A 223-nucleotide genomic window follows, 5' to 3' on the forward strand; every position below is an offset into this window, starting at 1 on the left:
CACGAGGCCGGCTGTGACCTGATCACCATCACCCAGTACCTGCGCCCGTCCGAACGCCACCTCCCGGTGGACCGCTGGGTCAAGCCGCAGGAATTCGTGGACCTGCAGCAGCAAGCGGACGAGATCGGCTTCCTCGGCGTCATGTCCGGACCCCTCGTCCGGTCCTCCTACCGGGCCGGCCGGCTCTGGGCCACCGCGATGCGCAAGAAGGGCTGGGACATCC

Annotated in this window: 1 pseudogene; it reads left to right on the forward strand. The window is 68.6% G+C overall.

Annotated features, from left to right (window positions below):
• Nucleotides 1–223, forward strand: a pseudogene (locus tag ABFP37_RS22690) (lipoyl synthase); the annotation flags it as partial.

The organism is Burkholderia sp. RS01, assembly GCF_039748055.1.
In the GTDB taxonomy this organism is placed as follows: domain Bacteria; phylum Actinomycetota; class Actinomycetes; order Actinomycetales; family Micrococcaceae; genus Arthrobacter.